The 23,906-nt window shown below is 63.2% G+C and carries 27 protein-coding genes and 1 pseudogene; 3 read left to right on the forward strand and 25 right to left on the reverse strand.

Going from position 1 to position 23,906, the window contains the following annotated elements; genetic code table 11:
- Positions 1-52: 52 nt before the first annotated feature.
- The 11 genes and pseudogenes from H621_RS29320 to ubiE all read right to left on the reverse strand — a co-directional run bounded on the left by H621_RS29320 (position 53) and on the right by ubiE (position 8,025).
- Positions 53-925: a methyl-accepting chemotaxis protein gene (locus H621_RS29320; RefSeq protein ID WP_425337439.1), complete on the reverse strand. Its 873-nt coding sequence runs from the start codon at positions 923-925 to the stop codon at positions 53-55.
- A pseudogene (locus H621_RS29325) lies at positions 908-2,020 on the reverse strand (methyl-accepting chemotaxis protein); the annotation flags it as partial. The pseudogene H621_RS29325 and the gene H621_RS29320, both read right to left, overlap by 18 nt.
- Before the next feature lie 28 nt (positions 2,021-2,048).
- Complete coding sequence (locus tag H621_RS0122615) at positions 2,049-2,756, reverse strand: 16S rRNA (uracil(1498)-N(3))-methyltransferase (RefSeq protein ID WP_028945554.1); 708 nt, start codon at positions 2,754-2,756, stop codon at positions 2,049-2,051.
- Complete coding sequence (gene tatC, locus H621_RS0122620) at positions 2,753-3,544, reverse strand: twin-arginine translocase subunit TatC (RefSeq protein WP_028945555.1); 792 nt, start codon at positions 3,542-3,544, stop codon at positions 2,753-2,755. The genes H621_RS0122615 and tatC overlap by 4 nt, the downstream gene beginning before the upstream one ends.
- A complete protein-coding gene (gene tatB / locus H621_RS0122625; protein WP_028945556.1) occupies positions 3,541-3,921 on the reverse strand; it encodes a Sec-independent protein translocase protein TatB in 381 nt (126 codons plus the stop codon). The genes tatC and tatB overlap by 4 nt, the downstream gene beginning before the upstream one ends.
- Positions 3,922-3,924: 3 nt before the next feature.
- A complete protein-coding gene (locus H621_RS0122630) occupies positions 3,925-4,200 on the reverse strand; it encodes a twin-arginine translocase TatA/TatE family subunit (RefSeq protein ID WP_028945557.1) in 276 nt (91 codons plus the stop codon).
- Positions 4,201-4,225: 25 nt separating this feature from the next.
- The gene (locus tag H621_RS0122635; protein WP_028945558.1) at positions 4,226-4,561 is read right to left on the reverse strand and encodes a phosphoribosyl-ATP diphosphatase; all 336 of its coding nucleotides are present in this window, start codon (positions 4,559-4,561) and stop codon (positions 4,226-4,228) included.
- A gap of 1 nt (position 4,562) precedes the next feature.
- Positions 4,563-4,955, reverse strand: a complete 393-nt coding sequence (gene hisI, locus H621_RS0122640; protein WP_028945559.1) for a phosphoribosyl-AMP cyclohydrolase — start codon at positions 4,953-4,955, stop codon at positions 4,563-4,565.
- A 72-nt stretch (positions 4,956-5,027) separates the two neighbouring features.
- Positions 5,028-6,635, reverse strand: a complete 1,608-nt coding sequence (gene ubiB, locus H621_RS0122645) for a ubiquinone biosynthesis regulatory protein kinase UbiB (RefSeq protein WP_028945560.1) — start codon at positions 6,633-6,635, stop codon at positions 5,028-5,030.
- Positions 6,632-7,255: a ubiquinone biosynthesis accessory factor UbiJ gene (locus tag H621_RS0122650; RefSeq protein ID WP_028945561.1), complete on the reverse strand. Its 624-nt coding sequence runs from the start codon at positions 7,253-7,255 to the stop codon at positions 6,632-6,634. The genes ubiB and H621_RS0122650 overlap by 4 nt, the downstream gene beginning before the upstream one ends.
- On the reverse strand, positions 7,255-8,025 hold the full coding sequence (ubiE, locus tag H621_RS0122655; protein ID WP_028945562.1) for a bifunctional demethylmenaquinone methyltransferase/2-methoxy-6-polyprenyl-1,4-benzoquinol methylase UbiE: 771 nt from the start codon (positions 8,023-8,025) through the stop codon (positions 7,255-7,257). Before ubiE ends, H621_RS0122650 begins: the two co-directional genes overlap by 1 nt.
- A 125-nt stretch (positions 8,026-8,150) precedes the next feature.
- Here ubiE and H621_RS0122660 point away from each other — a divergent pair, with 125 nt between their 5' ends.
- From H621_RS0122660 to H621_RS0122670, 3 genes are all read left to right on the forward strand, one after another.
- Positions 8,151-8,426: a polyhydroxyalkanoic acid system family protein gene (locus tag H621_RS0122660; RefSeq protein WP_028945563.1), complete on the forward strand. Its 276-nt coding sequence runs from the start codon at positions 8,151-8,153 to the stop codon at positions 8,424-8,426.
- Between the two features lie 214 nt (positions 8,427-8,640).
- On the forward strand, positions 8,641-9,060 hold the full coding sequence (locus H621_RS0122665) for a phasin family protein (RefSeq protein ID WP_028945564.1): 420 nt from the start codon (positions 8,641-8,643) through the stop codon (positions 9,058-9,060).
- Positions 9,061-9,070: 10 nt separating this feature from the next.
- Positions 9,071-9,802 carry a phasin family protein gene (locus H621_RS0122670; RefSeq protein WP_028945565.1) on the forward strand — a complete coding sequence of 244 codons (732 nt, stop codon included), beginning with the start codon at positions 9,071-9,073 and terminating at the stop codon, positions 9,800-9,802.
- Positions 9,803-9,875: 73 nt separating this feature from the next.
- Here the strand turns inward: H621_RS0122670 and H621_RS0122675 are convergent, their stop codons facing one another.
- The 14 genes from H621_RS0122675 to gshB all read right to left on the reverse strand — a co-directional run bounded on the left by H621_RS0122675 (position 9,876) and on the right by gshB (position 23,782).
- Positions 9,876-10,490, reverse strand: coding sequence for a TetR/AcrR family transcriptional regulator (locus tag H621_RS0122675; RefSeq protein WP_028945566.1), 615 nt, complete (start codon positions 10,488-10,490; stop codon positions 9,876-9,878).
- A 13-nt stretch (positions 10,491-10,503) separates the two neighbouring features.
- On the reverse strand, positions 10,504-12,186 hold the full coding sequence (gene phaC / locus H621_RS0122680; RefSeq protein ID WP_028945567.1) for a class II poly(R)-hydroxyalkanoic acid synthase: 1,683 nt from the start codon (positions 12,184-12,186) through the stop codon (positions 10,504-10,506).
- Positions 12,187-12,302: 116 nt separating this feature from the next.
- Positions 12,303-13,151: a poly(3-hydroxyalkanoate) depolymerase gene (gene phaZ / locus H621_RS0122685; RefSeq protein ID WP_028945568.1), complete on the reverse strand. Its 849-nt coding sequence runs from the start codon at positions 13,149-13,151 to the stop codon at positions 12,303-12,305.
- A gap of 62 nt (positions 13,152-13,213) precedes the next feature.
- Positions 13,214-14,893 carry a class II poly(R)-hydroxyalkanoic acid synthase gene (gene phaC, locus H621_RS0122690; RefSeq protein ID WP_028945569.1) on the reverse strand — a complete coding sequence of 560 codons (1,680 nt, stop codon included), beginning with the start codon at positions 14,891-14,893 and terminating at the stop codon, positions 13,214-13,216.
- Between the two features lie 349 nt (positions 14,894-15,242).
- Complete coding sequence (locus H621_RS0122695) at positions 15,243-15,620, reverse strand: gamma-butyrobetaine hydroxylase family protein (protein ID WP_028945570.1); 378 nt, start codon at positions 15,618-15,620, stop codon at positions 15,243-15,245.
- A 114-nt stretch (positions 15,621-15,734) separates the two neighbouring features.
- Positions 15,735-17,072: an ATP-dependent protease ATPase subunit HslU gene (gene hslU, locus H621_RS0122700; protein WP_028945571.1), complete on the reverse strand. Its 1,338-nt coding sequence runs from the start codon at positions 17,070-17,072 to the stop codon at positions 15,735-15,737.
- A gap of 77 nt (positions 17,073-17,149) precedes the next feature.
- The gene (gene hslV, locus H621_RS0122705) at positions 17,150-17,680 is read right to left on the reverse strand and encodes an ATP-dependent protease subunit HslV (protein WP_028945572.1); all 531 of its coding nucleotides are present in this window, start codon (positions 17,678-17,680) and stop codon (positions 17,150-17,152) included.
- Positions 17,681-17,892: 212 nt separating this feature from the next.
- A complete protein-coding gene (locus H621_RS0122710) occupies positions 17,893-19,164 on the reverse strand; it encodes a dihydroorotase (RefSeq protein WP_028945573.1) in 1,272 nt (423 codons plus the stop codon).
- The gene (locus tag H621_RS0122715; protein ID WP_028945574.1) at positions 19,161-20,165 is read right to left on the reverse strand and encodes an aspartate carbamoyltransferase catalytic subunit; all 1,005 of its coding nucleotides are present in this window, start codon (positions 20,163-20,165) and stop codon (positions 19,161-19,163) included. Before H621_RS0122715 ends, H621_RS0122710 begins: the two co-directional genes overlap by 4 nt.
- Positions 20,166-20,177: 12 nt before the next feature.
- The gene (pyrR, locus tag H621_RS0122720; RefSeq protein WP_028945575.1) at positions 20,178-20,696 is read right to left on the reverse strand and encodes a bifunctional pyr operon transcriptional regulator/uracil phosphoribosyltransferase PyrR; all 519 of its coding nucleotides are present in this window, start codon (positions 20,694-20,696) and stop codon (positions 20,178-20,180) included.
- Between the two features lie 60 nt (positions 20,697-20,756).
- Positions 20,757-21,191 (reverse strand): Holliday junction resolvase RuvX, encoded by a 435-nt coding sequence (gene ruvX / locus H621_RS0122725; RefSeq protein ID WP_028945576.1) that lies wholly within the window; start codon positions 21,189-21,191, stop codon positions 20,757-20,759.
- Positions 21,191-21,760, reverse strand: a complete 570-nt coding sequence (locus H621_RS0122730) for a YqgE/AlgH family protein (RefSeq protein WP_028945577.1) — start codon at positions 21,758-21,760, stop codon at positions 21,191-21,193. The genes ruvX and H621_RS0122730 overlap by 1 nt, the downstream gene beginning before the upstream one ends.
- A 53-nt stretch (positions 21,761-21,813) precedes the next feature.
- Positions 21,814-22,719 carry an energy transducer TonB gene (locus H621_RS0122735; RefSeq protein ID WP_028945578.1) on the reverse strand — a complete coding sequence of 302 codons (906 nt, stop codon included), beginning with the start codon at positions 22,717-22,719 and terminating at the stop codon, positions 21,814-21,816.
- Between the two features lie 109 nt (positions 22,720-22,828).
- Positions 22,829-23,782 carry a glutathione synthase gene (gene gshB, locus H621_RS0122740; RefSeq protein ID WP_028945579.1) on the reverse strand — a complete coding sequence of 318 codons (954 nt, stop codon included), beginning with the start codon at positions 23,780-23,782 and terminating at the stop codon, positions 22,829-22,831.
- Positions 23,783-23,906: the final 124 nt, after the last annotated feature.

Here is a 23,906-nt window from a genome sequence, read left to right on the forward strand (position 1 = left end):
GCGGGGCAAGCACGCTCCTGGCTGTAGGCGCGGGCTTGCCCCGCGAAACGGTTTACAGCTGGAAGCGCCCGACCAGCATCTGCAAGTGATTCCCCAGCCGCGCCAGTTCCACACTGGAGGCCGCCGTTTCTTCACTGGCCGCTGACGTCTGATCCGACACATCCCGCACGTTCATCACGCTACGGTTGATCTCCTCAGCCACGGCGCTCTGCTGCTCGGCCGCCGCCGCAATCTGCTGGTTCATCGCCTGGATCGCCGACACCGTGCGGGTGATGGTCTCCAGTGACGTGCCGGCGCGGCGGGTCAGTTCGACGCTGCTGTCGGTCAGGCTGCGGCTGGCGTCCATTACCGTGGCCACTTGCTGGGTACCGTTCTGCAAGCCGGCGATCAGTTGCTCGATTTCTTCAGTGGACTGCTGGGTGCGCTGGGCCAGGCTGCGTACTTCGTCGGCGACCACGGCAAAGCCGCGTCCGGCTTCACCGGCGCGCGCTGCTTCGATAGCGGCGTTGAGGGCCAGCAGGTTGGTTTGCTGGGCCACCGACTTGATCACATCGAGCACGCTGCCGATCTTGTCGCTTTCGGCCTTGAGCTGGCCCATGGCTTCGCTGGAGTGGTTCACTTCCCGGGCCAGGTGTTCGATCTGGGCGATGGCTTCGCCCACCACCCGATCCCCTTCGCGTGCCTGCTGGTCGGCCACCACGGCTGCCTCGGAGGCTTCCTCGGCGTTACGTGCGACCTCATGCACGGTGGCGGCCATTTCGTTCATGGCGGTGGCCACTTGGTCGGTCTCGACCTTTTGATTGTTGACCCCGGCGCTGGTCTGCTCGGTCACTGCCGAGAGCTCTTCGGCAGCGCTGGCGATCTGGGTGACGCCGTCACCGATGCCGCCAATCAGCTCGCGCAGGCTGACAGTCATGCGCTGCATGCTGCGTTGCAGCTGGCCCAGTTCGTCGCGACGCTCGACGTTGAGGTCCTGGCGCAGGTCGCCGCTGGCGATGCGGTCGGCGGCATTCAAGGTCTGGCGCAGGGGAATGACGATCTGGCGGGTGATGGCCCAGGCGGCCAGCAGGCTGAACAGCAGGGCCAGCACGGTGGCCAGGGTCAGCATGGACTTGGCGTGCTGCGATTCTTCATCGCGTACCTGGGTCAGGGCAATGGTCAGTTGCTTGCTCTGGTCGATCAGGGTCTGGCCCAGGCCGGCCATGTGTTGCGTCGCTTGCTCGTTGGCGCCCTGGGCAACGCCGAACTGGACGACGGCTGCGCGGTAGCTGTCCAGGGAGCGTGCGGCTTGCTGGAAGCTGCTGGTGAAGTTGGCGGGCAGTACTTCGGCCAGGGTTCGCAGTTGGGCAGTGGCCTGGTCGATGGACTCGAGTGCTGCCTGCTGGAATTCTGCCTTGGCGCTGTAGGTGTAGCCACGCACCTGGAAGCGCGCCTGCAGCAGCAGCTTGCTCGCATCGACAACGCTGTTGAACAGGTTCAGGTCGCTGCCACCGAGCAGTTGTTGTTCGACTTCGGTAATGAGCTTCACGGCCTGGTCGGCGCTGCTGCTCATCACCTGGCGGCTGGCTTCGCGCTGCCTTGCCGCCTCTTGAGCCTGTTGCAGGGCCTGGCGATACGCTCGCACCGCCTGGTTCTGCTGCTCGATGTGCTGTTTGTCCCGGGGGCGGGTGATGCGCTGGTCAATTTGCTGCAACTGGCGTTCAAGGCTGGTGAGCGTGTTGTCGAGGGTTTGGGCCGAGGCCTCGTCGCCCCGCAATTGGTAGCCCTGACGTGCGATGCGCAGGTCCAGGGTAGCTTCCAGCACCTGGGAGATGCCACCCAGGGTGTCGCCCCGTTGGGTCACGCCACTGATGCCCTGCCAGCCGGTCAGGGTAATGCTCAGGGTGAGCAGCAGCACCAGGCCGAAGCCGATGCCGAGTTTACGATTGACGCTCACGTTACCCAGGTTTTGGGCTAACCAACGGTACATGGTGGGACTCCATTGCGATCGGCAGAGGCGATTTATTGTTCTGGTGCCCATGCATCGGCGCCGGATCGCAAAACTGAAGTCAGAACAGACGAGCGAGCAGGGCGGTAACCGCCGTCTCCACGCGCAGGATGCGCTCGCCCAGTTGCACCGGGGCAAGGCCTGCCTTGCCCAGGAGGTCGATCTCGTAGGGGATCCAGCCGCCTTCCGGGCCGATGGCCAGGGTCACCGGCTCGTCAAGGCCACGCGGGCAGGGGGGGTAGGGACCAGGATGGCCGACCAGGCCGAGGGTGCCCGCGGCGATGGCCGGCAGGCGGTCTTCGACGAACGGCTTGAAACGTTTCTCGACGATGATCTCGGGGAGAATGGTGTCGCGGGTCTGTTCCAGGCCCAGGATCAATTGCTCGCGAATCGCTTCGGGCTCCAGAAACGGTGTTTGCCAAAAACTTTTTTCGACCCGGTAGCTGTTGACCAGGATCACCGTGGGCACACCCATGGTGGCGACGGTCTGGAACACCCGGCGCAGCATCTTCGGGCGCGGCAGGGCCAGTACCAGGGTCAGCGGCAGCTTGGCCGGCGGTTCGCGGTCGAAGCTGACCGAGAGCTCCGCTTCGTGACCTTCCAGGCGCAACACCCGGGCTTCACCCATCAATCCGCCGATGCGTCCAACGCGCAGGCTGTCGCCCACCGCCACGCGGTGGATTTCCTGCATGTGGGTAAAGCGCCGGTCGGCCAGGACGACGCGGTCAGCCGCGATGAAGTCGGCCTCCTCGAGGAGCAACAGGTTCACGGCTGGGTCGCTGGCGGCTGGTCGTTGTGGTCGTCGGCTGCGTCATCCTGTGGCGCGCTGCGCTTGCGGATCAACGAGCCAAACAGAATGCCGATCTCGAACAGCAACCACATGGGCACCGCGAGCAGGGTCTGGGAGAAGATGTCCGGCGGGGTCAGGACCATGCCGACCACGAAGCAGCCGATGATCACATAGGGGCGGATCTTCTTCAGGTACTTCACGTCGACCACGCCGATCCACACCAGCAGCACCACGGCCACGGGGATCTCGAAGGCGACGCCGAAGGCGAAGAACAGGGTCATGACGAAGTCCAGGTAACTGGCAATGTCCGTCATCATCGACACCCCTTCAGGGGTGGCACTGGCAAAGAACCCGAAGATCAGCGGGAACACCAGGAAGTAGGCGAAGGCCATCCCGGCGTAGAACAGGAAAATGCTCGAGACCAGCAGCGGAATGGCGATGCGCTTTTCGTGGCGGTACAGGCCCGGGGCGATGAAGCCCCAGATCTGCTGCAGGATCAGCGGGATGGCGAGGAACAGCGAGACGATCATGGTCAGTTTGAACGGCGTCAGGAACGGCGAGGCCACGTCGGTGGCGATCATCGTTGCATTGGCCGGCAAGTGCGCGCGCAAGGGCGCTGAGACCAGGGTGTAGATCTGCTGCGCGAAGGAGAACAGCCCGGCGAAGATCAGGAAGATGGCCGCGACGCAGCGCAGCAGGCGTGTACGCAGCTCGGTGAGGTGCGAAACCAGCGGCATCGGCTGGTCGTTGTCCGGAATATCGCTCATGGGGCTCGCGGGGGCTGTGTCGGTTCGGTGGTCACGCTGGCGGCTGGCGTGGTGTCGCTGCTGGCCGGGGTCGGCGCGGCGGCGGTCTCGCTGCTGGCTGCCGGGGCTACCGGCGGCTGTGGGCTCACGCTCTGCGGGTTGAGGATCTTGCGCGCTTCTTGCTCCATGGAAAGGATGTGCTCGTTGTGCAGCTGGCGACGGATGTCATCGGCGCCGATTTCACGCTCCACCTCCTGCTTGATCGCATTGAAGCTGCGCTTGAGGCGGCCGATCCACAAACCGGCGGTACGCGCGGCACCCGGCAGGCGCTCGGGGCCGAGTACCAGCAGGGCCACCAGGCCCACGAGCAGAAGTTCGCCGAAGCTGATCCCGAACATTGATCAATCTTTCCTGATGGGCTCTTCGACTTTGTGCGCCTGGCCGTCGATGGTCTGCGGCTGGTTCAGCGGCGAGGCCTGGGGCTGGACGGGCTGTGCCGGTTGCACCGGCGGCGGGGTCGATTCGGCAGGCTTGGACTCTTCTTCGTTCATGGCCTTGCGAAAGCCCTTGATCGATTCGCCCAGGTCACTGCCCAGGTTCTTCAGCTTCTTGGTGCCGAACACCAGTACCACCACGACCAGCAGGACAACCCAGTGTTTCCAGTCAAAAATACCCATGGTGCAATCCCTCGAGATAATTCAGTTAGGCCGAAGGCTGGCGCGCGGCCTTTTCGGCGTGCCCGGACAGGCCGAAGCGGCGGTCCAGCTCGTCCAGCACCGCCTGCGGGTGCTGGCCCAGTGCGGCGAGCATGACCAGGCTATGGAACCACAGATCGGCGGTCTCGTAGATGACATCGCTGTAATCTCCGCTGTGGGCGGCATCCTTGGCAGCGATGATGGTCTCGACCGACTCTTCGCCGAGCTTTTCCAGAATCTTGTTCAGGCCCTTGTGATACAGGCTGGCGACGTAGGAGCTGTCGGGTTCGGCGCCTTTGCGCGACTCCAGTACTTCAGCCAGGCGGGTCAGGGTGTCGCTCATGTCAGTGTCCTGCGCTGTAGATGGCATGGGGATCCTTGAGGACCGGGTCGACAGTTTTCCACTCACCATTTTCGTACACACGGTAGAAGCAGCTCTCGCGACCGGTATGGCAGGCGATATGCCCCAGTTGCTCGACCATCAGGATGATCACGTCGGCGTCGCAGTCCAGGCGCATTTCGTGCAGCTTTTGCACATGGCCGGACTCTTCGCCCTTGCGCCACAGTTTGCCACGGGAACGCGACCAGTAGATGGCGCGCTGCTCGGTGGCGGTCAGGCTCAATGCTTCGCGGTTCATCCAGGCCATCATCAGCACGCGCCCGGTCTTGTGGTCCTGGGCAATGGCCGGTACCAGGCCATCGCTGTTCCAGTTGATCTCGTCCAGCCAGTCTTTCATGTTCGACTCCAAATCAGGGCCTGATCCTTTGCCAGGCCCTGGCGCTAGTGTGCCAGCCGCAGGCGCGGCTGGCTATCGACGCACTATCAGGTAGAGGCCTGCAGCGAGCATCAGCCAGGCCGGCCAGGCTGCCGGGGCGCTGAGGCTCACGGCGCCGGCGGCCAGGGTTGCGCCGCCGGCGAGCAGGCCGGCACCGAGCAGGCGCAAGGCCCAGCCATCGCCCTTCTGCTGCCAGGGGCTGGGTGGGTCGGCCAGGTGCGGCTGCGACATGCGTTCGAGCAAGTCGCGGGTCATGCCGGCCAGGTGCGGAATCTGTTCGACCTGGCCGTGCAGGTTCTGCAGCAGGGTCTTGGGACTGACGCGCTCGCGCATCCAGCGTTCCAGGAATGGCTGGGCAGTGCTCCACAGGTCCAGGTCGGGGTACAGCTGGCGCCCCAGGCCTTCGATATTGAGCAGGGTTTTTTGCAGCAGCACCAGTTGCGGCTGGACTTCCATGTTGAAGCGCCGCGCGGTCTGGAACAGGCGCATCAGCACTTGGCCGAAGGAGATGTCCTTGAGCGGCTTCTCGAAGATCGGCTCGCACACGGTGCGGATCGCCGCCTCGAATTCGTTGAGCTTGGTATGGGCCGGCACCCAGCCCGAGTCGATGTGCAACTGGGCCACGCGACGGTAGTCGCGCTTGAAGAAGGCGAACAGGTTGCGGGCGAGGTAGTCCTGGTCTTCGGGGGTCAGGCTGCCGACGATGCCGCAGTCGATGGCAATGTACTGCGGGCTCCACGGCTTCACGGTGCTGACAAAGATGTTGCCCGGGTGCATGTCGGCATGGAAGAAGCTGTCGCGGAACACCTGGGTGAAGAAGATTTCGACACCCCGTTCGGCAAGCATCTTCATGTCGGTGCGCTGGTCGGCCAGGGTGGCCAGGTCGGTGACCTGGATGCCGTAGATGCGCTCCATCACCAGCACCTTGGGGCGGCACCAGTCCCAGTAGACCTGGGGCACGTACATCATCTCCGAGCCTTCGAAGTTGCGTTTTAGCTGGCTGGCGTTAGCTGCCTCGCGCAGCAGGTCGAGCTCGTCGTAGATGGTTTTCTCGTAGTCGTTGACCACCTCTACCGGGTGCAGCAAGCGGGCGTCGGCCGAGACGCGCTCGGCACCGCGGGCGATCAGGAACAGCCAGGCCAGGTCTTGGGCGATGACCGGTTTGAGGCCCGGGCGCACCACTTTGACCACCACCTCTTCGCCGCTCTTGAGCTTGGCCGCGTGTACCTGGGCTACCGAGGCCGAGGCCAGTGGCTCGACGTCGAAACGGCTGAACACTTCGCTGATCTTCGCGCCGAGCTGCTCTTCGATCAGGGCCACGGCCTTTTGTGGGTCGAAGGGCGGCACCCGGTCCTGCAGCAGCATCAGCTCATCGGCGATGTCTTCGGGCAGCAGGTCGCGGCGGGTCGAAAGCAATTGGCCGAACTTGATGAAGATCGGCCCCAGGTCCTGCAGTGCCAGGCGCAGGCGAGCACCGCGGCTGAGCTCCAGGGTCTTGCGGGGAAACCAGCGCCAGGGCATCAGGTGCCGCAGGGCCATCAGCCACCAGGGCAACGGCAGTTCGAACAGCAAGTCATCGAGACGGTAGCGGATGACCACGCTCTGGATGCGCAACAGACGGCGGACGGCAAGCAGCTTCATGCGTTATCGCTGGTATCAAGGGATCGGGCAAGGCGCTCGATGCGCGCCTCGAGGCGTTCAATATCGACTTTGAGCGTGTCGAGTTCGCTGAAGCGGGCTTCGGCTTCACGCTGGCCCACCAGGGTTCGGGCTTCTTCGGCCAGGTACTCCGAGAGGTTCTGGTTCAAGTTGGCCAGGCCCTGGCGCGTCCAGCTGGCGCGGCTGCGCAGGTGGCCACTGAGCAATTGCGTGGCGACCGGGCCGAGCCAGCGCGAGACTTCGTATTCCCAGTCCAGGTCCAGGTCCTGCAGCACCGCGACCAGATCCAGTAGCACTGCGCTGTCGCCTTCAAGTTCTACCTGCGGGCTGTGCAGCACTGCCGGTTTGTCCTGGCTGAGGGCCAGGCGAGCCAGGCTGCTGGCCGGGGCACGCAGGGTGCAGTCGGCTTCAATCTCCCAGTGGGCGGCAAGCATCAGGCCGTCTTCACCGGGCAGGATGAACAGTTGCAGCGCTGGCTGGCGACAGTCGATGGCAATCACTTTGCCATTGAGCGCCGCCAGGCGCGGCAACGCCGTGCTGTCCAGACGCAGGACACGGTTGAGGCCGTGTTCGACGCTGGCGAGAAGACCGGCCAGGAGCATCAGGGCTTGATGCCCCGGTGCAGGGCAACGATGCCGCTGGTCATGTTGTGGTAGGTGACGCGGTCGAAACCGGCCTCGACCATCATGGCCTTGAGGGTTTCCTGATCGGGGTGCATGCGGATCGATTCGGCCAGGTAGCGGTAGCTTTCCGAGTCGTTGGTGATCAGCTTGCCGGCCAGGGGCATGAAGGCGAACGAGTAGGCGTCGTAGACCTTGGACATCAGCTTGTTGGTCGGCTTGGAGAACTCCAGCACCAACAGGCGGCCACCGGGCTTGAGCACGCGCAGCATCGAACGGATGGCGTCTTCCTTGTGGGTGACATTACGCAGGCCGAAAGCGATGGTGACGCAGTCGAAATGGTTGTCGGGGAACGGCAGCTTTTCAGCGTCGGCCTGGACGAACTCGATATTGCCGGCCACGCCGCGGTCGAGCAGGCGGTCACGACCGACCTTGAGCATCGACTCGTTGATGTCGGCCAGCACCACCTGGCCGGTGGGGCCGACCAGTTGCGAAAACTTGGCGGCCAGGTCACCCGTGCCACCGGCGATGTCCAGTACCCGGTTGCCGCTGCGCACACCGGACAGCTCGATGGTGAAGCGCTTCCACAGGCGGTGCATACCACCGGAAAGCACATCGTTCATCAGGTCGTACTTGGCTGCTACAGAATGGAAAACCTCAGCGACCTTCTCCGCTTTCTGGCTTTCCGGCACGTTCTGATAGCCGAAATGGGTGACGGGTTCGGCGTTGTCGCCTTTGCGCTGATCGTTCATATCGCTTCACCGGAAAAAATTACTGGCCATTCTAGGGCGTACGGTCGGATTTGTCTTGGCGGGGTGTGTCGCAGGTGGGGGGCGGGCATAATAGACAGTATGCCTCTGAACCCAGGATTGAATGAATGACCCAGATCAGCGTTGAACGCAAACACAGCCTGGGCCGCCAAGCGGCTCGCGAAAAGGCCCAGGCCCTGGTCGACAAACTGGCCCGCGAATACGACCTCACCGCCCGCTGGGACGGCGACCGGGTCGAGGTCAAGCGCAGCGGCGCCAACGGCAGCGTGCAGATCGGCGAAGACAGCATCAAGGTCGAGCTCAAGCTGGGCATGATGCTGTCGATGATGAGCGGGGCCATCAAGAGCGAGATCGAGCGGGCCCTGGACAAGGCGCTCGCCTAGTGGCTCAAGAGGGGAGCTTCACGCTGCAAGTGGTGCAGTGAAGGGAGGGGGCGAAGGTATCCACGATCACCGCTGCCCTTTCTTGTCGTGTGAAGCTTATGGCTTGCAGCTGCCCTTATTAGTGTGTGGTTTCTAATTTTTCTCCCTACCTTATGCTCAAGCCCAACTTCCATGGGCAGTTCCTCCATATCTATTCGAGCGTGAGGTGCAGAGCATGGCCAAAGTGATCCTGAAGAAAAAAGACGACGCCCAGCGTACGCTGGGTGAGGTGCGCGGCTACGCGCGCAAGATTTGGCTGGCAGGCCTGGGCGCTTATGTCCGGGTGGGTCAGGAAGGTGCCGACTACCTGAAAGAATTGGTCAAGGCCGGCGAAACCGTCGAGAAACGCAGCAAGAAACGTATCGACCACGAGCTCGATGCAGCCAATAGCCAGATCGATTCGGTCAAGGGCGAGATCTCCAGTGTGAAGGGCAAGGTCGAGGTCCAGCTCGATAAAATCGAAAAGGCTTTCGACACACGGGTTGCCAGCGCCTTGAATCGCATCGGCATACCGTCTAAACATGACGTGGAGGCACTTTCTGCCAAGCTCGATGAGCTGACGGCATTGCTCGAACGTGTCGCGCGCAAACAATAAGGAGATCGGGATGGCTGGCAAGAAGAATAGCGATAAAGAAAGCAGCTCCTGGGTCGGGGGGATCGAGAAGTATTCCCGCAAGATCTGGCTGGCTGGTTTGGGTATCTACTCCAAGATCGACCAGGACGGCAACAAGCTGTTCGAGTCCCTGGTCAAGGACGGTGAGAAAGCTGAAAAACAGGCCAAGGGCTCCGTTGACTCGGCCAAGGCTTCGGCCAAGTCGGCCACCTCTCGGGTGGGTGATGTGAAAGACCGCGCGCTGGGCAAGTGGAGCGAGCTCGAAGAGGCTTTCGACAAGCGCCTGAACAGTGCCATTTCGCGACTGGGTGTGCCGAGCCGCAATGAGGTCAAGGCGCTGCACCAGCAGGTCGACACGCTGACCAAGCAGATCGAGAAACTGACCGGTGCCTCGGTCAAGTCGGCTTCCAGCAAGCCTGCGGCCACCAAGACTGCGGCCAAGCCACTGGCCAAGGCTGCGCCGAAAGCGGCAGCCAAGCCTGCAGCGGCCAAGCCGGCTGCCAAACCTGCAGCCAAGCCGGCAGCAGCCAAAGCGGCAGCCAAACCGGCCGCGGCGAAAAAGCCAGCGGTGAAGAAAGCACCGGCCAAGCCAGCAGTGGCCAAGCCGGCAGCGCCGGCGGCCAGTGCGGCGCCTGCACCGAGTGCTGTACCTGCTGCTTCGGCACCGGCAGCGCCGTCGGCACCTGCGCCATCGGCTTCGGTGAGTCCGATCAACCCGTCCTGATCACGGGTGTTTCAATCGCGGGGCAAGCCCGCTCCCACAGCGGTTTGTGGGAGCGGCTTGCCCCGCGATGCTTTCAGCCGTCCAGATAGCGCAAGGCAATCTGCTCCGCTGCATGCCTGGAGCCGGTTTCAAGGTGCGGCGCCACCAGCATCATCACCTGGTACACCACCACCCCCACTTCACCCTCACGGGCCAGCACTCGCTGGTAGTCGAGGGAGAACAGCAACGTCAGGGTGATCTGCTCCACCAGTTGCCCCAGGGCCCGAGTATCACTGGTCACTTGCCCCTGGGCCTTGAGGCTGGCGAGCAGGGCAGCCAGGGTGCGCTTGAGGGCGTTGAGCAGGTTGCGCATGCCACGAGCCAGCTTGGGCAGGCGGCCGGTCAGGTTCGACAGGTCCTGGAACAGGAAGCGGTACTGGGCCATGCGCTCGACGATCAGGTGCAGAAACAGCCAGTAGTCCTCGGCATCCAGACGCACTTCAAGCGGCGGGTCGAGCAGCGGTGTCAGCTCGTCTTCAAAACGTTCGAACAAGCCCAGTACCAACGGCTCCTTGCCGTGGAAGTGGTAGTACAGGTTGCCCGGGCTGATGCCCATTTCGTTGGCAATCTCGAGTGTCGAGACATTCGGTTCGCCCTGCTGGTTGAACAGCTGCAGGGCACATTCCAGAATACGGTCGCGGGTTTTCATCCGTTCTACTTGTTCAGCGCGCCTGCACGTAAGTGCCAGGGGCGGGGTCCATGGGAGGGTAGTTCTGGTTGCCCAGGGTGAGCAGGGTTTCGCGCTGGGCACCTGAACGGGCCTGAATCCACTCCAGCCACTGTGGCCACCAACTGCCGTCGATCTGCTTGGCGTCGTAGAACCAGGCCCTTGGGTCGCTGCTCAGGCGTGGGTTGTCGACGTAATGCGCCTTGGGATTGCCCGGTGGGTTGAGGATGCTCTGCACATGGCCGCTGTTGGCCAGGATGAAGCGCTTGTCGCCCCCCAGCAGCAGGGTCGAGCGATAGACCGCATCCCACGGGGTAATGTGGTCGTTGCTGCCGGCCACACTGAAGCTGTCGACATTGACCTTCTGCAGGTCGATGGGAGTGCCGCAGACCTCGAGGCCTGCCGCGTGGGTCAGGGGGTTGTGCTTGAAAAAATCCAGCAGGTCGCCGTGCAAGGCCGCCGGCAGGCGGGTGTTGTCGTTGTTCCAGTAGAGGATGTCGAAGGCTGGAGGCGCCTTGCCCAGCAGGTAGTTGTTGACGAAGTAATTCCAGATCAGGTCATTGGGGCGCATCCAGGCGAAAACCTTGGCGATCTCCCGACCATCGAGCACGCCTTGCTGGTAGGAGCGGCGCTTGGCGGCCTCCAGCGTCTGCTCGTCGGCGAACAGGCTGGCCGGGCTGTCGATCTGGCTGTCGAGCAGGCTGACCAGGTAAGTGGCGCTGCTGATCCGACGCAACTGGCGCTTGGCCTGCAAGTGACCCTGCAGCGCTGCCATGGTCAGGCCACCGGCACAGGCACCCATCAGGTTGACCTCGCGGCTTCCGGTAATCGCCCGGCATACATTCATGGCTTCCTCCAGCGCCTCGACATAACTCGACAGGCCCCACTCGCGATGACGCGGGTCGGGGTTGCGCCAGCTGACCATGAAGGTCTGCAGGCCGTTCTTGAGCATGTACTGGACGAAGCTGTTGGCCGGGCTCAGGTCGAAGATGTAGAACTTGTTGATCTGTGGCGGTACCACCAGCACGGGGCGGGCGTACTGGGTTTCGCTCATCGGCTTGTACTGGATAAGCTCCAGCAGCTCGTTGCGAAACACCACTGCCCCGGGGGTGGTGGCCAGGTTTCTGCCGACTTCAAAGGCATCGGGGTTGACCTGGCGCGGCAAGCCGTCGTTATGGCGAAGGTCGTCGATGAGGTGGTGAACTCCGCGTACCAGGCTCAGGCCGCCGGAATTGAGCAGCTCCTTGACCGCCGCCGGATTGAGCAGGGAGTTGCTTGGCGCCATCGCATCGTTGAGCAAGGCGAAGAGAAAGTGCGCCCGGGCGCGGTCATCGGCGTCCAGCTGGCTTTCGTCGATCCACTGGCGGGTCTGCTTCTGCCAGGCAAGGTAGGCCTGCAGGCCACGGCTGTAAAAGGGATTGAGGCTCCAGGCAGGGTCCTTGAAGCGGTTGTCACGCGGGTTGGGCTGGTGAGGGGTATCACCGAGCAGTACCCGGCCCAGCTGGCTGCCCAGGGCGAGCACATGCTTGGCCGTGTGCAGGGGGTGCCGCAGGCTGTGACGGCTGACATTGCGCAGTGTTGAAATCAGGTCGCGGCCACGCAGGCCGCTGATCGCACTCTGCACGTTCATGTAAGTGGCGGGGACCGGTACCGACCCCTTCGCGGGCTTGTCTTTCATCAGGCAACACTCCGTCGTCAGGCCATCAACAAATAGATCAATGCAAAAGCGGCACCAACCTCATGCCGCGCAGCGGGCCACCTGGCATCCTGCCGCGGGCTCGGGTTCGTTGCGTCTCAGCTGGGGGCGGGCCGAGGGTGCATGACGGCGCGTTGGCGCTCTTGCTGGAGGAACTTCATGATGATCGGGGCCACGGCTTCGGCCCGGGTGATCAGGAACAAATGACCATCGTCGATTATGTGTAGCTGGGCATTGGGAATACGCCAGGCCAACAGGCGCATATTGATCAGTGGAATCAGCGGATCGTCGTCGCCGGCCAGTACCAGGGTGGGCTGCTGGATCTTGTGCAGCCAGTGGATGCTGGTCCAGCCGAGCCCGGCAAACAGCTGCCAGTAGTAGCCGAGCTTGCCCGAGGAACGCACCTTGGCAGCATGGGCTGTGGCCAGGTCAGGGTCGCGGCGGAAGGCGCCGCCATAGATCTGCGGTGCGATGCGGATGACATGCGAAGGCTGGATGTAGCGCCGCGGGCTTGCCATCAACCACAGCACCTTGGGCTTGCCCGGCACCATTACCGCGCCGGCGGCGGTAGCGGCGAGCACCAGCTTCTTGCAGCGCTCGGGATAGTCGTGGGCGAACTGCTGGGCCAGGGCCCCGCCCCAGGACACACCGATGGCGTTGACCTGGCCGTAGTTCAGGTAATCGAGCATGCGGGCGGTGAGCCGGGCCAGTCCGGGAAAACGGTAAGGATGCCGGGGTGTGGACGAGCCGCCCACCCCGGGGACGTCGAAAGCAATGACCTCCAGGTCCGGGTCCAGGGCCTGGATAAACGGGAACACCAGTTCCAGGTTGGCGCCGATGCCATTGAAGATCAGCAAGGGCGTCAAATGCGGCTTGCCGGGGCGAACCGCGGTGCGGATGGTCTGGCCATCCAGGTCGACGGTTCTGAATATATACGGTTGCGGCATGCGCGAAGCCCTGTGGTGGGTGAGGCGCCGTGGCCTGGCGGTGGCCACGGCGGTCGGAGGTATCAGCGCTCGTGCACGTAGGTACCCGGTGCTGCTTCGGCGGATGGATGGGCCCGGTTGCCCAGGCGCGTCGGTGCCTTCTTCAGCTCGCCGGAACGCTCGGTCAGCCAGTTCTGCCAGTGCAGCCACCAGGAGTCGGTGTGCTTGTGGGCATTCTCCTGCCATTCAACGACACACGCCGGCCGGTCACTGCTGGTCATGTAGCGTGCCTTGGGGTTGCCAGGCGGGTTGAGGATGCTCTGGATATGCCCGCTGTTGGACAGCACGAATTCAACGTTGCCACCAAACAGCTGGGCTGACCGGTAGCAGGCCTGCCAGGGGGTGATGTGGTCGGTGGTGCCGGCCAGGCTGTAGATGTCAGAGGTGACTTTCTTCAGGTCGATCGGCGTTCCGCACACTTCCAGTGCATCGGCACGGGTCAGTGGATTACTTTTGAACATTTCGATCAGGTCGCCATGGAAGGCGGCGGGCAGGCGGGTGGTGTCGTTGTTCCAGAACAGGATGTCGAACACGGGAGGCTCGTTGCCGAGCAGGTAGTTGTTGACCCAATAGTTCCAGATCAGGTCGTTGGGTCGCATCCAGGCGAACACCTTGGCCATGTCGCGGCCTTCAAGCACGCCGGCCTGGTAGGACTGGCGCTTGGCGGACTCGAGCGTCTGCTCGTCGACGAACAGGGCCACCTGGTTGTCGAGGGTGGTGTCGAGCACGCTGACCAACAGGGTCAGCGCATTGACCTTGGTTTCGCCCAGTGCCGCATAGTGGCCCAGCAGCGCTGTGCAGGTGATGCCGCCGGAGCAGGCACCGAGCATGTTCAGGTCTTTGCTGCCGGTGATCGCCAGGATCACGTCGACCGCTTCCTTGAGGGCATCGATATAGGTCGACAGACCCCATTCGCGCTGGGCCTTGGTCGGGTTGCGCCAGCTGACGATGAAGGTCTGCACGTTGGAGCGCAGGCAGAAGCGTGCCAGGCTCTTCTCGGGGCTGAGGTCGAAGACGTAGAACTTGTTGATCTGTGGCGGGACCACCAGCAGCGGCCGGGCCAGGACCTGCTCGGTGATGGGACGGTACTGGATCAGTTCCAGCACGTCGTTGCGAAACACCACCGCACCTTCGCTGGTGCCCAGGTTCTTGCCAACCTCGAAGGCGTCCATGTTCACCTGGCTGGGCATGCCGCCATTGTTGACCATGTCCTTGGCCAGGTTCGACAGGCCGTCGAGCAGGCTCTTGCCACCGGTTTCGAAGAAGCGTTTGACCGCTGCGGGGTTGGCTGCCGTGTTGGTCGGCGCCATGGCTTCGGTCATCAGGTTGATGACGAAATGGCCGCGGCTGATGTCCTGGTCGGACAGGTTGCTGGTGTCGATCCAGTCGTGCAGCTCCTTGCGCCAGGCCAGGTACGTTTGCAGGTAGCGGCGATACAGCGGGTTCTGGCTCCAGGCCGGATCGTTGAAGCGACGGTCGTCGTTCTCCGGTTGCAGGCCCGACTTGCCGAAGATCACATCCTTGAGTTCCATGCCGAAATGCGCGACATGCTTGGCACTGTGCAGCGGTTGACGAATGGCCTGACGCAGCACCATTCGAGCAGAAGTCAGCAAATCCTTGCGGCGCAAGCCGATTACCGGGTTCAGACCCAGGGTATTTTCCGAGGCTTGGCGCTGCAGGTCATCGTTGTTCTTGTTACTCATCTACGACGCTCCGTTGTCCTGAGACGAGTACCGGCCTGCTGTGCGCGTTACACAGACGAGTGCCCGGTACTGCTGCTCGGGTGACCAGTGATAACGAACTGCGGTCCTGCGGCCGGATGCAAACGACGATGAGCCCTGCGGGTTTTTTCTGCGTGAGAAGACTGCCTGCTTTCGCTCGCGACCTCTGCATTCCAGCCCGACCCTGCTTCACATTCAATGCAGGGAACTTGCCAGATCCATTGGTTACCCGACTTTTGGGTGATGCGCAAGACGGCCATTCATTGGCCGTTGAGCAGGCATTCAAGCAGATAGAATTAGAAAATGCGCTCTAAACCCTGGAGGGCCCGGACTAGAGCATCAGCTTGACGATCGACTCGGACGGGTCGCGGGATTTTCCGGCTTTTGCCAGGTCGTCGAGGTACTCGGCCCAGAGCTGTTCCTGACGCAGGCACAGCTGTTCCAGGTACTCCCAGGTGAACAGGCCGCTGTCGTGGCCGTCATCGAAGGTCAGTTTCAGTGCGTACTGGCCAGCCGGTTCGATTTGCGAAAGACCAACGTTGATCTTGCCGAATTGCAGGATGGGATTGCCGTGGCCCTGGACCTCGGCGGAGGGAGAGTGAACCCGCAGGAACTCGGCGGGCAGGTGATACACCTCATCAGGCCCGTAGGTCAGCGACAGGGTCTTGGAGGCTTTGTGCAGGTTGATACCGGTAGGAAGTCTGGGCATGAGGGGAAACACTCTTGGGCTATGAGCTGCACGCTACAAGCTGCGAGAGAGAGCGTCCAGCGCTCTGCAACTTGCAACTTGCAGCTTGCAGCTTGCAGCTTACCGCTTGCAGCTTTAGAGAATATAGCGCGAGAGGTCTTCGTTCTGCGCCAGTTCGCCCAGGTGGCTGTTGACGTACTCGGCGTCGATGCGGATCGGCGCTTCGTTGTGAGCGCTGGCCAGGTCGCCGGCGCTGAACGACACCTCTTCAAGCAGGCGCTCGAGCAGAGTGTGCAGGCGACGGGCTCCGATGTTCTCGGTCTTCTCGTTGACCTGCCAGGCGATCTCGGCCAGGCGCTTGATACCTTCGGCAGCGAACTCGATGTTCAGGCCTTCGGTCTTGAGCAACTCACGGTATTGCTCGGTGAGTGAGGCGTGCGGCTCGCTGAGAATGCGCTCGAAATCTTCCGGGGTCAGGGCCTTGAGTTCGACACGGATCGGCAGACGGCCTTGCAGCTCGGGTACCAGGTCGCTTGGCTTGCTCAGGTGGAACGCACCGGAGGCGATGAACAGGATGTGGTCGGTCTTGACCATGCCCAACTTGGTGTTCACGGTGCAGCCTTCGATCAGTGGCAGCAGGTCGCGTTGTACACCTTCGCGGGAGACGTCAGCGCCGCCGACGTTGCCGCGCTTGGCCACCTTGTCGATCTCGTCGATGAACACGATGCCGTGCTGCTCGACCGCTTCCAGGGCCTTGGCCTTGAGCTCTTCTTCATTGACCAGGCGGCTGGCTTCTTCGTCGCGTACCAGCTTGAGCGCTTCCTTGACCTTGAGCTTGCGGCTCTTGCGCTTGCCCTTGCCCATGTTGGCGAACAGGTTCTGCAGCTGGTTGGTCATCTCTTCCATGCCCGGTGGCGCGGAAATATCGACGCCCATGGACTCGGCCACTTCGATCTCGATTTCCTTGTCGTCCAGTTGGCCTTCGCGCAGGCGCTTGCGGAACAGCTGGCGAGTGTTGGAGTCCTGGGTGTTGACCTGGTCTTCGTTGAAACCGGTGCGCGCCGGTGGCAGCAGGGCATCGAGGATGCGGTCTTCGGCGGCGTCTTCGGCGCGGTGGCCCACGCGGATGATTTCCTGCTCGCGCAGCATCTTGATGGCGGCATCGGCCAGATCACGAATGATCGACTCGACATCACGGCCAACGTAACCGACTTCGGTGAACTTTGTCGCTTCGACCTTGATGAACGGGGCGTTTGCCAGCTTGGCCAGGCGACGGGCGATTTCGGTCTTGCCGACACCGGTCGGGCCGATCATCAGGATGTTCTTGGGCGTGACCTCGACGCGCAGCTCGGCAGGGAGCTGCATGCGGCGCCAGCGGTTGCGCAGGGCAATGGCAACGGCGCGCTTGGCGTCGTCCTGGCCGATGATGTGGCGGTTGAGTTCGTGGACGATCTCGCGGGGGGTCATGGACATGGTTGTGATGGTCCTTGGGCTCGATGAATCAGCGTGGAAAAGCCCGGCCACCGGGGCCGGGCGCCATAACAGCTGAGTTACTCGGCCAGGTCCTGCTCCTCGATGGTCAGGTTGTGGTTGGTGAACACACAGATGTCACCGGCGATGTTCAGTGCGGTTTCAGCGATTTCACGGGCCGAGAGGTCGGTCTTCTGCAGCAGGGCGCGGGCAGCGGCCTGGGCGTAGGCACCGCCGGAGCCCATGGCGATCAGGCCGTCTTCGGGCTCGACCACGTCACCGTTGCCGGTGATGATCAGCGAAGCGTCCTTGTTGGCGACCGCGAGCATGGCTTCCAGGCGGCTCAGGGAACGGTCGGTACGCCATTCCTTGGCCAGCTCTACAGCGGCACGGATCAGGTGGCCCTGGTGTTTTTCCAGCTGGCCTTCAAAACGCTCGAACAGGGTGAATGCGTCGGCGGTGGCACCGGCGAAACCGGCGATGACCTGGCCGTGATACAGGCGACGGACTTTCTTGGCGTTGCCTTTCATCACGGTGTTGCCGAGAGAAACCTGGCCGTCGCCGCCCATGACGACTTTGCCGTGGCGGCGAACTGAAACGATGGTGGTCAAGGGAGAGTCTCCACGCAGCGGGGCGAAAATGCCTGATGCAGACTCATATGGGGGTGCAGGGAAGAATTTCAACCTTGCGGGATGAGTGGTTGTGCAAACTGCAGGTGAAGGACGGCAGGAGCGGATTCATCCGCGAAGGACTGCGCAGCAGTCCCCAGAAGCAGGGCCGCGCTGCGACCCTTTGCGGATGAATCCGCTCCCACACTTCAGGCTCAGGCCTCGTGGCTGATATGCCCGTCAACCAGGGTGTAGCGCACCGCCCCGGGTAGGCAGTGTCCGATGAATGGGCAGTTGTCGCCCTTGGAACGCCATTGTTCGCCGGCAACGGTGGAGGCTTTCGGGTCGAACAGCACCAGGTCTGCCGCACCGCCAGCCTTGAGCTGGCCTGCAGGCAGGCGCAACGCCTCGGCGGGGCCGCTGGACAGGCGCGCCAGCAGTGTCGGCAAGTCGAGCAGGCCGTCTTCGACCAGGGTCATGGCCAGCGGCAGCAGCAATTCGACGCTGCTGATGCCTGGCTCGGTAGCGCCGAAGGGGGCCAGCTTGGCATCGCGCTCATGAGGCTGGTGGTGACTGGAGATCGCCTGGATCACCCCGGACTTGACCGCTTCGCGCAGGCCGTCACGGTCGGCATGAGTGCGCAGCGGCGGTTGCACGTGGTAGAGGCTGGAAAAGTCACGCAGCGCTTCGTCGGTGAGAATCAACTGGTACAGGGCCACGTCGGCGGTGACCGGCAGCCCCAGTTCCTGGGCCTGGGCGATCAGCCGGGCGCCACGGGCGCTGGTCAGCTGGCTGAAGTGCGCACGCACGCCGGTTTGTTCCACCAGCAGCAGGTTGCGCGCCAGGGCCACGGTCTCGGCGGTTTCCGGGATGCCCGGCAGGCCGAGGAAGCTGGCCATGGCACCTTCGTGGGCCAGGCCGCCCTGGGCCAGGTCGCGGTCCTGGGAGTGGAAGATCACCGTCAGGTCGAAGGTGGCGGCATATTCCAGGGCGCGGGCCAGGGTACGGTTGTTGGCAAACGCATTCAGGCCATTGCCGAAGGCTACGCAGCCGGCATCGCGCAGGGCGATCAGCTCGGCCAGTTGCTCGCCTTCCAGGCCTTTGCTCAGGGCGCCGATCGGGAAGACCTTGCTGTGACCGGCCTCACGGGCGCGGTCGAGGATCAGTTCGGCCACGGCCGAGGTGTCGAGGACCGGCTTGGTCTGTGGCGGGCAGCACAGGCTGGTGACGCCACCGGCAGCTGCGGCGCGGGTCTCGCTGGCAATGCTGCCTTTGCGGCTGTAGCCCGGCTCGCGCAGGGCGACATTGAGGTCGACCAGCCCGGGCGCGGCGATCAGGCCCGTGGCGTCGATGCTGCGAGCCGGGGTGAAGCCGGCCGGCGCTGCACCCAGGGCAACAATTTTGCCGGCATCGATGTGCAGGTCGGTGACCTGGTCCAGGCCGCTGGTGGGATCAATGACCCGGGCGCCGAGAATACTGAGGGTCACTGGGCGTTCTCCTGCTCGAATTGACGTTGGGCAGTCTGCCCGCTCATGGCCATGGACAGCACCGCCATGCGCACCGCAATGCCGTAGGTGACCTGATTGAGGATCACCGAATGGGCGCCGTCGGCCACTGCCGATTCGATTTCCACGCCACGGTTGATCGGCCCCGGGTGCATGACGATGGCATCGGGCTTGGCACCCGCCAGGCGCGCGGTGGTCAGGCCGAACAGGCGGTAGAACTCACCTTCGCTGGGCAGCAGGCCACCGGCCATGCGCTCACGCTGCAGGCGCAGCATGATCACCACGTCGACGTCCTTGAGGCCCTGCTCGAGGTCGGTGTAGACCTTCACGCCGTACTGTTCGATACCGATTGGCAGCAGGGTTTTCGGACCGATCACACGGATGTCCGGGCAACCGAGGGTCTTCAGGGCGAGCATGTTCGAGCGTGCAACGCGCGAGTGCAGGATGTCGCCGACGATGGCCACCGAGAGGTTCTCGAAGCTGCCCTTGTGCCGACGAATGGTCAGCATGTCGAGCATGCCCTGGGTCGGATGGGCGTGGCGGCCGTCGCCGCCGTTGATGATCGCCACCTCCGGGCAGACGTGCTCGGCGATGAAGTGCGCGGCACCGGAATCGCCATGGCGCACGACGAACATGTCGGCGGCCATGGCTTCAAGGTTGCGCAGGGTGTCGAACAGGGTTTCGCCCTTGCTGGTCGAGGAGGTCGACACATTCAGGGTGATCACGTCGGCCGACAGCCGCTGGGCCGCCAGTTCGAAGGTGGTGCGGGTGCGAGTGGAGTTCTCGAAGAACACGTTGCATACGGTCTTGCCGCGCAGCAACGGGACTTTCTTGACGGCCCGGGCGCCGACTTCAAGGAACGAGTCGGCGGTGTCGAGGATTTCGGTCAGCAGTTCGCGGGGCAAACCGTCGAGCGAGAGAAAGTGGCGCAGCTGGCCCTGATCATTGAGCTGCAGCGGGCGCTTGGCGTCGATTGGCGTCATCGCGAGGGACTCTTAAAGTGCGGAAGCGGAGGCGAGGTCCTGGCGCTCGAGGGCGAGCGGTGCGGGTCCGGTCAATTTTACCCGTTCATGGGCGGCCAGCGACAGGGTGGCACCGACCACATTTGGCCGGATCGGCAATTCGCCGGCATCCAGGTCGAGCAGGCAGACCAGGGTGACGCTGGCCGGGCGGCCGTAGTCGAACAGTTCGTTGAGGGCGGCGCGTATGGTCCGACCGCTCATCAGCACGTCGTCCACCAGGACCAGGTGCTGGCCTTCGATCTCGAACGGCAGGTCCGAGGGACGCACCTGGGGGTGCAGGCCATTCTGGCTGAAGTCGTCGCGGTAGAAGGACACGTCCAGGGTGCCGAGGGCGGCATCGTTGCCCAGTTCTTCGAGCAGCGCCTGGGCAACCCAGATGCCCCCGGTACGGATGCCGATGAAGCGTGGCTCGGTAATGTTGCGACGGGCCAGATGGGCACGAAGATCGACGGCCATCTGCCGGATCAGTTCGGCGGGATTGGGTAGGCTCATGCTTGCTCCTCAAGAGGCCGGGAGCATAGCGCTGGCCCGGCTTGAATCCGATGATCTGGGTCAGGACTGCCCGGTATTGGCCTCCAGCCAGCCTTGCAACAGCAGGGCGGCGGCAATGGCGTCCACTGGGTTGTCGCGGTAACTGCCGCGCTGGCCACCACGGGCCATGCGCTCGCCCTTGGCTTCAAAGGTGGTCAGGCGTTCGTCGTGGGTATGCACGGGCAGGTTGAAGCGGCCGTTCAGGCGTCGGGCGAACTTCTCGGCGCGTTCGCTCATTTCGCTGGGAGTGCCGTCCATGTTCAGGGGCAGGCCGACCACCAGGGCGTCGGGTTTCCACTCCTTGATCAGCTTTTCCACCTGGGTCCAGTCGGGCGTGCCGTTCTGGGCCTTGAGGGTACACAGTTCGCGGGCCTGGCCGGTGATCACCTGGCCGACGGCGACACCGATCTGGCGGCTGCCGTAGTCGAAGCCCAGCAGTAGGCGTACTTCGCTCATCAGGCGTGCCCCGCCTGGCTGGTGAGCAGGCTCAGGTTGATCCCAAGGCTTGCGGCGGCGGCAGCCAGGCGCTGCTCGCAGGCCATGCCGAAGATGATCTCGGGATCGAACGGGCAGTTCAGCCAGGCGTTGTTGGCCAGCTCCGCTTCCAGTTGCCCGGCTTCCCAGCCGGCATAGCCGAGGGTGATCAGGCTTTGCTGGGGGCCGAAGCCGTCGGCAATGGCAAACAGGATGTCCTGGGAGGTGGACAGCGACATGCCATCCAGCTCAATGGTGGCCTGAAACGCTTTGTCCGAGGTGTGCAGCACGAAGCCGCGGTCGGTTTGCACCGGGCCGCCGATGTAGATCGGTATCTGCATGCAGTCGGCTGGCGGCTCGACATCGGGACGCAGTTGCTCAAGGATATCGGCCAGGTTCAGGTCTTGCGGCCGATTGACCACCAGCCCCATGGCGCCATTGGCGTTGTGCTCGACGATGTAGGTCAAGGTGTGCGCGAAGTTCGGGTCGGCCATGTGCGGCATGGCGATCAGGAACTGGTGCTTGAGGTAACTCGGGCTGAGGTTTTTCATGGTTGATAGTGTGGCGTTGGGGCGCCGGACTGACAAGCCCGCTCCTGCAGGTATCAGTTGCTCGACAGGCGGTCGCCGCGGGCGAAGCGCCAGGTGCGGATGATTTCCAGGCGGTCGATATCGGCCAGGTCGCCGGTGAACGGTGCGAAAGGAGCAGCCAGGCGCACGATACGCTGGGCCGCTTGGTCCAGCAGTGGCTGGCCGGACGACTCCAGCACCAGCACTTCATACAGCGAGCCGTCGCGGTTGATCGAGACCATCAACCGAAGACTGCCGTAGATCTGCTGCCGACGGGCCTCGTCGGGGTAGTTGAGGTTGCCGATACGCTCGACTTTCTTGCGCCACTCGTCCTTGTACCAGGCGCCTTTGTCACGCATGGTCGAGGCAGCATTGAGGCGGTGGATGCGCGGGCGCTTGGCGTACAGCTGTTGTTCCTGGGACAGCTCGGCTTCGAGGCTGGCGATCTGGCTGGAGAGCTGCGAGCTGTCGAAATCAGGCGTGGCGGCCTTGGGTTTGGGCTGTGGCTTGACCTCTTTGGGCCGGGTCTCGACTTTTTGCGGCTTGGGTGCCTGGGTGGTGACTACTGCCTTTGGCGGTGCCGGTTGGGGTTTGACTTCAGGCTTGGCGGCCGGTGGTGGCGTCACCTTGTTGATCTTGCTGTCCTGGAATGGCGCGATCTCAGTAGTCTTGGGCACCGCTTTCTTGTCCAGGGTGCCACTGCCTTGCTGGTTGTCCTGGGCCAGGTAATCGGCCTTCTCGGGGGCTTTTTCGCTCTTGAAGGTGGCCAGGGTGATTTCCATGGTCCGGCGGATCTCCTCAGGCTTGGCGAAGGAAAAGCCAAGGCCCAGGATCAGCGCCAGGTGAATCAGGGCCGCCAGGAACAAGGTAAAGCCGAGCCGATCCGCCGGGCGAACACGGGGCGGGACAAAGTCGGCAGGGATGTCAGCAGGCAGCGTCATCGGGTATCCAGCAGCCGCAAGGCCGGGGGCGAGCCGGCAAAGCAGGGCGCTTCAGGTCAAAATCGACCGGCATGATACCCCACTCTGCACGGTTGCTTCGCGTCGGCTGTCAGCGCGCTTTGAGCTTGCGATCAATGGCGTCCATCAACTGCACGCCGATTCGGGTACCAAAGGCGTTGTCGATTTCGCGGATGCAGGTCGGGCTGGTGACATTGATCTCGGTCAGGTGCTCGCCGATCACGTCCAGGCCGACAAACAGCAGGCCTTTTTCCCGCAGGGTCGGGCCGATCTGTTCGGCGATCCAGCGGTCACGGTCGGTCAGCGGGCGGGCTTCGCCACGACCGCCGGCGGCCAGGTTGCCACGGGTCTCGCCGCTGGCCGGGATGCGTGCGAGGCAGTACGGAACCGGCTCGCCATCGATCATCAGGATGCGCTTGTCACCGTCCTTGATGGCTGGCAGGTAGGCTTGTGCCATGATCTGCTGGGTGCCGTGAAGGGTGAGGGTCTCGAGGATCACCGACAGGTTCGGGTCGCCCGGGCGATGACGGAAGATCGAGGCGCCGCCCATGCCGTCCAGTGGCTTGAGGATGACGTCGCCATGCTGGGCGGCAAACTCACGCAGAATGTCGGCGCGACGGCTGACCAGGGTGGGCGGTGTGCACTGCGGGAACAGGGTGGCAAAGAGTTTCTCGTTGCAGTCGCGCAGGCTCTGCGGGCGGTTGACCACCAGCACGCCAGCGGCCTCGGCCTGCTCCAGCAGGTAGGTGCTGTAGACGAACTCCATGTCGAAGGGCGGATCCTTGCGCATCAGGATCACGTCCAGCTCGCTCAGGGGGCTGTCTTGCTCGTCTTCAAGCTCGAACCAGTGCTCGGGATCGGCGAATACCTTCAGGGGGCGCATCCGTGCCCGGGCAGCACCTTCGCCTTGGTAGAGGTCTTTCTGCTCCATATAGAACAGCGACCAGCCGCGCTCCTGGGCGGCAAGCAGCATGGCCAGCGAGCTGTCCTTTTTATAGGAAATGCGCGCAATGGGGTCCATGACAATCCCGAGGCGAACGCTCATGGGCTATATCCTCTAAAGCGGCGCGGGGCCGCGTTGGCTCAAATGAAAAGTGGCGTCAGGGTGGCGCTCGCTGCGCTGGCGGTCAAGGGAAAAACGCAGACCGGACGGCACGGTGACGGGCCGA

Source organism: Pseudomonas vranovensis DSM 16006, assembly GCF_000425805.1.
In the GTDB taxonomy this organism is placed as follows: domain Bacteria; phylum Pseudomonadota; class Gammaproteobacteria; order Pseudomonadales; family Pseudomonadaceae; genus Aquipseudomonas; species Aquipseudomonas vranovensis.

Bases quoted from the DNA above. Each gene is read 5' to 3' on its own strand.
- H621_RS29320 (WP_425337439.1), bottom strand. From the start codon at position 925: ATGCAGCGCATGACTGTCAGCCTGCGCGAGCTGATTGGCGGCATCGGT.
- tatC (WP_028945555.1), bottom strand. From the start codon at position 3,544: ATGAGCGATATTCCGGACAACGACCAGCCGATGCCGCTGGTTTCGCAC.
- tatB (WP_028945556.1), bottom strand. From the start codon at position 3,921: ATGTTCGGGATCAGCTTCGGCGAACTTCTGCTCGTGGGCCTGGTGGCC.
- H621_RS0122630 (WP_028945557.1), bottom strand. From the start codon at position 4,200: ATGGGTATTTTTGACTGGAAACACTGGGTTGTCCTGCTGGTCGTGGTG.
- H621_RS0122635 (WP_028945558.1), bottom strand. From the start codon at position 4,561: ATGAGCGACACCCTGACCCGCCTGGCTGAAGTACTGGAGTCGCGCAAA.
- hisI (WP_028945559.1), bottom strand. From the start codon at position 4,955: ATGAAAGACTGGCTGGACGAGATCAACTGGAACAGCGATGGCCTGGTA.
- ubiB (WP_028945560.1), bottom strand. From the start codon at position 6,635: ATGAAGCTGCTTGCCGTCCGCCGTCTGTTGCGCATCCAGAGCGTGGTC.
- H621_RS0122650 (WP_028945561.1), bottom strand. From the start codon at position 7,255: ATGCTCCTGGCCGGTCTTCTCGCCAGCGTCGAACACGGCCTCAACCGT.
- ubiE (WP_028945562.1), bottom strand. From the start codon at position 8,025: ATGAACGATCAGCGCAAAGGCGACAACGCCGAACCCGTCACCCATTTC.
- H621_RS0122660 (WP_028945563.1), top strand. From the start codon at position 8,151: ATGACCCAGATCAGCGTTGAACGCAAACACAGCCTGGGCCGCCAAGCG.
- H621_RS0122665 (WP_028945564.1), top strand. From the start codon at position 8,641: ATGGCCAAAGTGATCCTGAAGAAAAAAGACGACGCCCAGCGTACGCTG.
- H621_RS0122670 (WP_028945565.1), top strand. From the start codon at position 9,071: ATGGCTGGCAAGAAGAATAGCGATAAAGAAAGCAGCTCCTGGGTCGGG.
- H621_RS0122675 (WP_028945566.1), bottom strand. From the start codon at position 10,490: ATGAAAACCCGCGACCGTATTCTGGAATGTGCCCTGCAGCTGTTCAAC.
- phaC (WP_028945567.1), bottom strand. From the start codon at position 12,186: ATGAAAGACAAGCCCGCGAAGGGGTCGGTACCGGTCCCCGCCACTTAC.
- phaZ (WP_028945568.1), bottom strand. From the start codon at position 13,151: ATGCCGCAACCGTATATATTCAGAACCGTCGACCTGGATGGCCAGACC.
- phaC (WP_028945569.1), bottom strand. From the start codon at position 14,893: ATGAGTAACAAGAACAACGATGACCTGCAGCGCCAAGCCTCGGAAAAT.
- H621_RS0122695 (WP_028945570.1), bottom strand. From the start codon at position 15,620: ATGCCCAGACTTCCTACCGGTATCAACCTGCACAAAGCCTCCAAGACC.
- hslU (WP_028945571.1), bottom strand. From the start codon at position 17,072: ATGTCCATGACCCCCCGCGAGATCGTCCACGAACTCAACCGCCACATC.
- H621_RS0122715 (WP_028945574.1), bottom strand. From the start codon at position 20,165: ATGACGCCAATCGACGCCAAGCGCCCGCTGCAGCTCAATGATCAGGGC.
- pyrR (WP_028945575.1), bottom strand. From the start codon at position 20,696: ATGAGCCTACCCAATCCCGCCGAACTGATCCGGCAGATGGCCGTCGAT.
- ruvX (WP_028945576.1), bottom strand. From the start codon at position 21,191: ATGAGCGAAGTACGCCTACTGCTGGGCTTCGACTACGGCAGCCGCCAG.
- H621_RS0122730 (WP_028945577.1), bottom strand. From the start codon at position 21,760: ATGAAAAACCTCAGCCCGAGTTACCTCAAGCACCAGTTCCTGATCGCC.
- H621_RS0122735 (WP_028945578.1), bottom strand. From the start codon at position 22,719: ATGACGCTGCCTGCTGACATCCCTGCCGACTTTGTCCCGCCCCGTGTT.
- gshB (WP_028945579.1), bottom strand. From the start codon at position 23,782: ATGAGCGTTCGCCTCGGGATTGTCATGGACCCCATTGCGCGCATTTCC.